This is a genomic window from Legionella norrlandica, assembly GCF_000770585.1.
Classification (GTDB): domain Bacteria; phylum Pseudomonadota; class Gammaproteobacteria; order Legionellales; family Legionellaceae; genus Legionella; species Legionella norrlandica.
The window spans coordinates 1-7,578 of the sequence record NZ_JNCF01000095.1; the positions used below are offsets into that span (position 1 = coordinate 1).

A 7,578-nucleotide genomic window follows, 5' to 3' on the forward strand; every position below is an offset into this window, starting at 1 on the left:
CGTATTATCCAAACCAATGTCTGTGCCACTCATAATAGGCATTAATAAGTGAATGACATTGGTTTTAGGGTTCACGTAATAATATCTTGGCTGCTAGGGGTTCGTTTGTAGCGGATAGTTTCATTTAAAGTGATCTTAATTTGTTGTTAATGGTTAATATAATAACATATTTGATTTATTTTTAACAACATGAATGGAAAATGAATAACTCAATCACGTATGCAACTACAGCAAACGATTGATGAAATTCAAGATACACAGCTTAGCCAAAATCGATGGGTTTTGTTTGTAAATAATACCCCTGTTTCCTTATGTGGAATTAATGCCAGGTGAACCTCATAATAATGTCGTCAAACCCTATTAGATCATAATCCTTCATGCACTCCAAAAAAATTATTATTTTTTTTCAAAAGGTTATGCTCACTTTTTGTGATCATCTCTCAGGGACAAGCCGCGGCACGTAGGCGGTGAAGGCAATTGTCAACGCCCCAGTGCTTTTATAAATTTTTATAAATTAATCTATATAACCTCTTTTTGGATGATTGAAGCTAATGACAGATTCTTTGTCACGTATAGAGAATTTTGATAACAGACCCTGGACAAGATAATCAACTACGACCATAATTGCACTTTTTTATTTAACACCGCAAATGGCAACACCACTTATTGAAATCCGTGAGGTTTACAAATCATACGGTAATACTCCCATTTTGAATAATGTATCCTTAAGTATCAATAATGGCGAATTTTTAACTTTGCTTGGTCCCTCAGGCTGTGGGAAAACAACTCTTCTTCGCCTTATTTCTGGCTTTGAACAGCCCTCTCAAGGGGAAATTTTTATTAATGGTCAATGTGTTAACCGGTTACCCCCTCAAAAACGTGATGTTCACACTGTTTTTCAAAGCTACGCTCTTTTTCCTCATTTATCCGTTTTTGAAAACGTAGCCTTTGCTTTGCGCTGTAAAAAAACTCCAAATCAAGAAATTAAAGAGAGAGTAATTGATGCATTAAAACTTGTTCAACTTGATTTTTTAGCAGAAAGAAACATCAAAGAATTAAGTGGTGGTCAACAACAACGTGTTGCAATTGCACGTGCCATTATCAATCGACCACAGGTATTATTACTGGATGAGCCATTAAGCTCACTGGATTATCGACTGCGAAAGGCCATGCAATCGGAGCTGAAGCAATTGCAAAAAACCTTGAATATGACATTTATCTTCGTCACTCATGATCAAGAAGAGGCATTGTCTATGTCGGATCGTATTGTTGTTTTTAATCATGGCCACATTGAACAAATTGGAACACCCAAAGCAGTCTATGAAACACCGGCAAATCTTCATGTCGCCATGTTTATTGGCGAGGCCAATATATTTGATGTTCGGGTTCATTCAATTAAAAACCAAAACCTCATTACTATGGTAGAAGGGGTACAATTACTTTGTAAAAATACAGGCAACTATCAAGTTGACGAACCACTGCATTTAATTATCCGTCCTGAAGATATTCGGGTTTGGAGTTTACATGAAGTCGATAGCACAGAAGGAATGTTGCCGGGTCGTATCGTGGATATCATCTACAAAGGCTCCACTGTTGACCTAAAAGTAGAGCTGTCTTCGGGAAAAATAATTAATGCTTCAGAATTTTTTGATGAAGACGATGATAAATTGGAATATGCGCTGAATGAAAGCGTATGGGTAGAGTGGTTGCCGGGCTGGGAGGTTCTATTACCTTATGAAGGCTAGATCATTCTCACTCTATTTGTTGTACTTTTGGTTAATTGTTTTTTGCTTTATTCCATTATTGATAGTATTCATTGCCAGTTTTTTGTCAAAAGATAGCATGCATCTAGTTTCCTTACCATTGACATTGGAAAATTACACGGTTTTATTCACCCCCGTTTTTGCAAAAATTCTTTTCCGCTCTTTACTGATCGCTTGCATCACTACCCTACTTTGCCTGTTAATTGCCTATCCCTTTAGTTATTTAATGATCAAATCCAAGCATCAATCCATTTTATTATTGCTCATTATCATTCCCTTCTGGACGAGTTCACTGATAAGAACCTATTCATTAATTGCCATTCTCAAATATAAGGGAATTTTAAATGCCATATTACTGAAATTACACTGGATTGAGACACCTTTACCACTGCTTTATACCAATTTTGCAGTGATTATTGGCCTAGTATACAATTTATTTCCCTTTATGGTACTCCCTATTTTCACCAATATGGAGCGCTTTGATTTCAGATTAATTGAAGCAGCCAAAGATTTAGGAGCCAACAAGTGGTCTATTTTCACTCGGGTGTTTTTACCAAATACTGCACCCGGGATTTTATCGGGTTGCCTGCTGGTTCTATTGCCTGCAATGACTCTCTTTTATATTCCCAATATATTAGGTGGGGCACGCTCTATTTTATTAGGTAATTTAATTCAAAATCAATTTCTCGTTCTGGGGGATTGGCCTGAAGGCTCTGCTACCAGTGTGGTGTTAACTTCTATGCTACTTATTTTAATGTTTGTCTTTCGCCGCCAAAAAAGCGAGGTCATTCGATGAAAACATTAACCCAGCGCCTCTTTCTCTTTTTAGTTTATGCCTTACTCTATATTCCTATCGTGGTGCTCGTTCTTTATTCAATTAATAATGCTAAATTTTCATTGCAGTGGCATGGCTTCTCATTGCGATGGTATCAAGAATTATTTCATGACCATGACTTATGGTCTGCTTTTTTCAATTCAGTTATTTTGGGCCTTGGAGCCTCTCTGATAGCAACTACAATGGGGCTATTAGCTTCAATCAATTTATTTCTATTCCGCACCAGACATCGTCTTATTCTCTATACTCTCTTACTATTACTGGTTATCATTCCAGACTTGGTGCTTGGTGTTGCATTACTAATTTTCTTTAATGTTACAAAAGTACCTCTTGGTTTTCTAAGCCTACTGATTGCCCATATTACTTTTTCAATTCCTTTTGTAATTTTGACCATTAACTCAAGAATCAATACGTTAAATCCTAACATCTACTTTGGCGCCCTGGATCTTGGCGCCAGCCGTTATATTGCCTTAACGAAGATCTTGTTACCTTTACTATGGCCTGCTGTCTTAAGTGCCTTTCTTTTAAGTTTCACCTTATCATTTGATGACGTGATAATCAGTTATTTTGTTGCGGGGCCTGATTTTACTATCTTACCTCTAACCATCTATTCATTAGTACGTGCCGGTGTCACTCCTGAACTGAATGCGCTGTGTTCCATTACTTTTGGCTTATCCATGCTCCTGGTTATTATTTCTCATCGCTTGTCAGGGAAATTAGTATGAAATATCTTTCATTATTATTTATTTTCCTTACTTTTAAGTCATTTTCTAATCCAGTAGTTAATGTTTATGCCTGGGGTGGGGAAATACCCAAACCAGTGATTCAGCAATTTGAACGAGAATCAGGGATTAAAGTGAATTTTTCCACTTATGATAGTAATGAAACTATGTATGCCAAGCTAAAAGCTAGCCGGCACACTATTTACGACGTCATTCTTCCTTCCGCTTATTTCGTAGAGCGCATGCAAAAACAAGGTATGCTGCAGCCAATTGATCATAAGAAACTCCCCAATATTCGCAATCTGGACAAGAAATTTGTACAGAATGATTACGACCCAGGAAACCAATATAGTGTTCCTATCATTTGGGGTACCACAGGGATCTTCTTTAATCATAATAGCATATCCACACCCCCTATAACCTGGCAGGAGCTATGGAATCCAAAATGGCGCAATCAGTTAATGTTACTGGACGACTCACGTGAAGTGTTTGCTATCGCCCTCATGAGTTTAGGATTTGACCCGAACGATGCAAACCCTGAGCACATAAAAAAAGCTTATGAGCATTTATTAAAATTAGTACCTAATATTAAATTGTTTGCCAGTGATAGCATCCAGTCCATCCTCATTGATGAAGACGCTGTGGTTGGGACAGCATGGAATGGTGATGCCTTTAAAGCACATTCAGAAAATAAGGCTATTGAATTCATTTATCCTGCAGATGGGTTTGTTCTTTGGGTGGATTGCTTAGCTATTCCTAAAAACCCACCTCATTTAAAAGAAGCGCTTCAATTCATTAATTTCATACTAAAGCCAGAAACAAGTGCTCAAATAGCACTAAAAGAAGGTCATGCGATCACCAATGCCAGAGGAAGAGCTTTATTGCCTCCCATTATAAAAAATAATCTCATGGTTTATCCATCAGAAGAAATACTAAAAAAAGGTTATTTTCAACGTGATATCGGAGAAGAAACATTAGCAATTTATAATCTATACTGGGAACAATTGAAACTTGCCTTTTAATCCAAAATTGATCCAAAACACTAAAAATCATCAATATTTTCATTATGCGAACATAATTTTCAATATTTTTTCACCACTTAATATTGACTTAATAAATTATTGATATCCTATACATACTATTATTTTATTGCGGGGAACTAATCATGCAAGAACGTAGAGAAAAATCAGGTGGACAACTTTCGAATCAAACTCCATCATTTACCGTTTATGATCTTTCAAATATAACTTTTAAAACTGCAATTATCTCTTTCAGTGTTTCTACAGTCACTCAACCATTTAACGCGTTACTAACTAGAATGCAACATTCAGCAGGAACACCAACGGGCTTGAATGGAGGACTTTTCCGTGGCTTGTATCGAGGCTTTATTCCTGCTGTTATCGCAGGTCAACAACGTGGTGCTGTGGCTGTAACACACAAACAAACCAACCGAGGTACAGAAGAAGAAGAAATACCAATGCATCAGCGCTACTTAGGAACATTGTTATTTTCTCAAGCAGATTTGGTGGTCAGCAATGGATTAGGCTCAAAAGCGAAGTTGCAGAATGTGGGTATCATTACTTCAGAGAACTTCAAGTGGTCTATACCTAACTGGTGGAAATTAACTAAAGTAAACTGGGGCTCTCGTTCTATTGCAGGCATTTTTAACTTTGCATTCCTGGGTATTGCAGGCGATTATGTAAGCGGTTTTTATAAGTTCGATACTCCAATATATAATAAAATATTGGGAGGTGCTACTTCCGGAGTAATTGCAACGATGCTAACTACCATCCCTAATGGTTATGCCGATAAAAAATTATTGACATCCAAAATGGAAAATGGCCACTTGCTTACCACATCAACCTTTACGATGTTTGGTAAAGTAAAATCACACGTACAAAACATCGGTATTCGCCAAGCCGTATACTCTTATGTAGTAGGGAATTATTTAAAAGAAGTTGCTGCAAGAAGCATTCCTACCGCATTAACTTTCGGTATCATTTTCGGAGTCGATCACTTAATGGGGGACGAGCCATTAAAAAGAATTTGGCCGGGACGTAAAGCTGCTGATGAGGTGAAACCTGAATCTTCAATACAATCCCCTTCTTCAAAGATGTAATTCAATTCAACATGGATGTTGATTTTCAAATCACCACCTGTTCCATACCAACGTATTTATTCCTTAATTTTTCTTCAAGTTATCTTTTTAATGTCAGCACAATGTAGATATTTTTTTATCATAAAGTTAATTAGTCGCTTGCTTTTAACAAAAATTCATTTAAAATAATTAACTTAATAATTAACAATTAAGTTAATTATTAATCAGGATGAAAATATGATTAGTAAAACTATTATTGAAGCTGCAAAAATTGCTGGGAAAGACGCTGTTCGAACTACAGCAGCAACAGGCTTGGCACTAGGTAGTTATTATTTACTTAATAAAATAGGCGAGCATAGGTTCTTTAAAGAAGGGGAATCCTCTACTCCTGCTAATAATGATAATATTACTAAAACGAATAATACTAATACAAACTCTAGCTCATTCAAATTTAATATTTTTGATGAATTATCAGAAGACACTGAAGTAGCAATGCAACCAAGCATGTAACTTATTATCAAGCTCCTGATTTCCCAGGGGCTTAGGATGATGCAGACTAGGATTCTTCATCGTCTTTACTTATTCTTATCTTTATCCAATACTTTATTATAATAATCAGATAATACCGGGGATATGATGAAATATCGAACTAAGCTTTTTTTAGGCTTGTCGTTAATCGTTATCATTTCCAATGGTATATTTTTGTTTTTGTCTTATCAATACGGCAAAGAGACAGTCTATAAAGAGGTTGGTTCGTCTGCATTATCTATTGCTGCCACAACAGCTGTCCTTATTAATGCTGAGGATGCCCAGAAATTTAATCTGAGCATCTCCGAAGACACCCCTCTTTATAGAGAATTTGAAAAGAAACTTCGTCAAGTACGTGATGCCAATCGTCGAAGCGATGTTTATGTCAATTTTATTTATAGCCTGTTTCCCGACTCTCAAAATCCTCAAATACTCCGTTTTGCCGTAGATGCTGAAGAAAGGGGTATAGATAAAACAGAATTAGGCACAGCCATGAAATTTAGGAGCGCCTCAGGTAAAGCCATCAATGTAAATTATAAGGTGCCCACTATCCTGCCCGAATTTGTTGAAGATGTGTGGGGTAAATGGCTAACAGCCATATATCCCATAAAAAACATGGATGGAAAATACATTGGGAATATTCGGGTAGATGTAAATGCTCACGCCGTTGAAGAAAGGTTTCATTCCCTCCTTTTCTCTGGTATTGTTGTTTTTACCTTAACATTCTTATTCGCAATCTTTTTAGGCTGGCTTCTTTTCCGGTGGTTCAATAAACCCCTACATAAAATCACAACTACCTTAAAAAATATCTCCCAAGGGAATATAGAACAACATATTGAAATTCACACAAAAGATGAGTTTGCGGAAGTTGGTCAAGTGATTAATAATATGGTGGAAGGATTAAAGCAGCGCAACATGCTGCAGACGAGTTTAACACGTTTTGTTTCCCATGCTTTGGCGGAAAAAATAATGAAAACTGGCGAATTGCCACAGATATTTAGTGAGAGACGTAAAGTCACTATCTTAATCTGTGATATTCGCAATTTCACAAGCATTTCAGAACGAATAAAACCGGAAGAAGTAGTTAATTTTCTGAATCATTTTTTTGAAAAAATGATCGAAGCGATTATCTCCCAACAAGGGATATTAGATAAATATTTAGGGGATGGCTTTTTAGCAATTTTTGGCTCTCCTGTTGATGATCCTTATCAGGAAGACCATGCTGTTCATGCTGCATTAAAAATGCGTGAGGCGCTTAAATCAATCAATGTAGATTGGGCAAAAAGATTAGGTGCTGAAATCCAGATTGGCGTTGGTATCAATACAGGCAGTGCTATTGTAGGTAATATCGGAACGGATATACACATGGAATACACCGCTATTGGTGATACTGTAAACTTGGCTGCACGAATCGAAAACTCTACCAAAGAACTAAACACAGACATCCTTATTAGTGAATATACTTATATTGCAGCAGACCATTCTGCTTTTCAATTTATTGAATTAGGGGAAATAAGTGTGAAAGGAAGGGTGCATAAAGTAAAAGTTTACACCATTTAATTAGAAAGTAGGTCATTCATCAATCAATAAAAATTGCTCTATTGTTCATATATTGTAACCGTTCACGCCTCT

The 7,578-nt window shown here is 36.6% G+C and carries 8 protein-coding genes; 7 read left to right on the top strand and 1 reads right to left on the bottom strand.

Going from position 1 to position 7,578, the window contains the following annotated elements; translation table 11 throughout:
- Positions 1-75: hypothetical protein (locus OK13_RS16220; protein ID WP_160264758.1), on the bottom strand; the 75-nt coding region annotated here is incomplete at its 3' end.
- A gap of 575 nt (positions 76-650) precedes the next feature.
- On the opposite strand from OK13_RS16220, the gene potA reads away from it, so the two are divergent.
- The 7 genes from potA (at position 651) to OK13_RS13275 (ending at position 7,506) form a co-directional block, all read left to right on the top strand.
- A complete protein-coding gene (gene potA, locus OK13_RS13245) occupies positions 651-1,745 on the top strand; it encodes a spermidine/putrescine ABC transporter ATP-binding protein PotA (protein WP_035891551.1) in 1,095 nt (364 codons plus the stop codon).
- Positions 1,735-2,559 carry an ABC transporter permease gene (locus tag OK13_RS13250; protein ID WP_035891554.1) on the top strand — a complete coding sequence of 275 codons (825 nt, stop codon included), beginning with the start codon at positions 1,735-1,737 and terminating at the stop codon, positions 2,557-2,559. The genes potA and OK13_RS13250 overlap by 11 nt, the downstream gene beginning before the upstream one ends.
- Complete coding sequence (locus OK13_RS13255) at positions 2,556-3,323, top strand: ABC transporter permease subunit (RefSeq protein ID WP_035891557.1); 768 nt, start codon at positions 2,556-2,558, stop codon at positions 3,321-3,323. Before OK13_RS13250 ends, OK13_RS13255 begins: the two co-directional genes overlap by 4 nt.
- On the top strand, positions 3,320-4,342 hold the full coding sequence (locus OK13_RS13260; protein WP_035891559.1) for an ABC transporter substrate-binding protein: 1,023 nt from the start codon (positions 3,320-3,322) through the stop codon (positions 4,340-4,342). Before OK13_RS13255 ends, OK13_RS13260 begins: the two co-directional genes overlap by 4 nt.
- Positions 4,343-4,485: 143 nt before the next feature.
- Positions 4,486-5,439, top strand: coding sequence for a hypothetical protein (locus OK13_RS13265; RefSeq protein ID WP_035891561.1), 954 nt, complete (start codon positions 4,486-4,488; stop codon positions 5,437-5,439).
- Positions 5,440-5,655: 216 nt separating this feature from the next.
- Positions 5,656-5,928: a hypothetical protein gene (locus OK13_RS13270; protein WP_035891563.1), complete on the top strand. Its 273-nt coding sequence runs from the start codon at positions 5,656-5,658 to the stop codon at positions 5,926-5,928.
- 126 nt (positions 5,929-6,054) lie between these two features.
- Entirely contained in the window at positions 6,055-7,506 is a 1,452-nt protein-coding gene (locus OK13_RS13275; RefSeq protein WP_035891564.1) for an adenylate/guanylate cyclase domain-containing protein, read from the top strand.
- The last annotated feature ends 72 nt before the right edge of the window (positions 7,507-7,578 follow it).

Bases quoted from the DNA above. Each gene is read 5' to 3' on its own strand.
- potA (WP_035891551.1), top strand. From the start codon at position 651: ATGGCAACACCACTTATTGAAATCCGTGAGGTTTACAAATCATACGGT.
- OK13_RS13250 (WP_035891554.1), top strand. From the start codon at position 1,735: ATGAAGGCTAGATCATTCTCACTCTATTTGTTGTACTTTTGGTTAATT.
- OK13_RS13255 (WP_035891557.1), top strand. From the start codon at position 2,556: ATGAAAACATTAACCCAGCGCCTCTTTCTCTTTTTAGTTTATGCCTTA.
- OK13_RS13260 (WP_035891559.1), top strand. From the start codon at position 3,320: ATGAAATATCTTTCATTATTATTTATTTTCCTTACTTTTAAGTCATTT.
- OK13_RS13265 (WP_035891561.1), top strand. From the start codon at position 4,486: ATGCAAGAACGTAGAGAAAAATCAGGTGGACAACTTTCGAATCAAACT.
- OK13_RS13270 (WP_035891563.1), top strand. From the start codon at position 5,656: ATGATTAGTAAAACTATTATTGAAGCTGCAAAAATTGCTGGGAAAGAC.
- OK13_RS13275 (WP_035891564.1), top strand. From the start codon at position 6,055: ATGAAATATCGAACTAAGCTTTTTTTAGGCTTGTCGTTAATCGTTATC.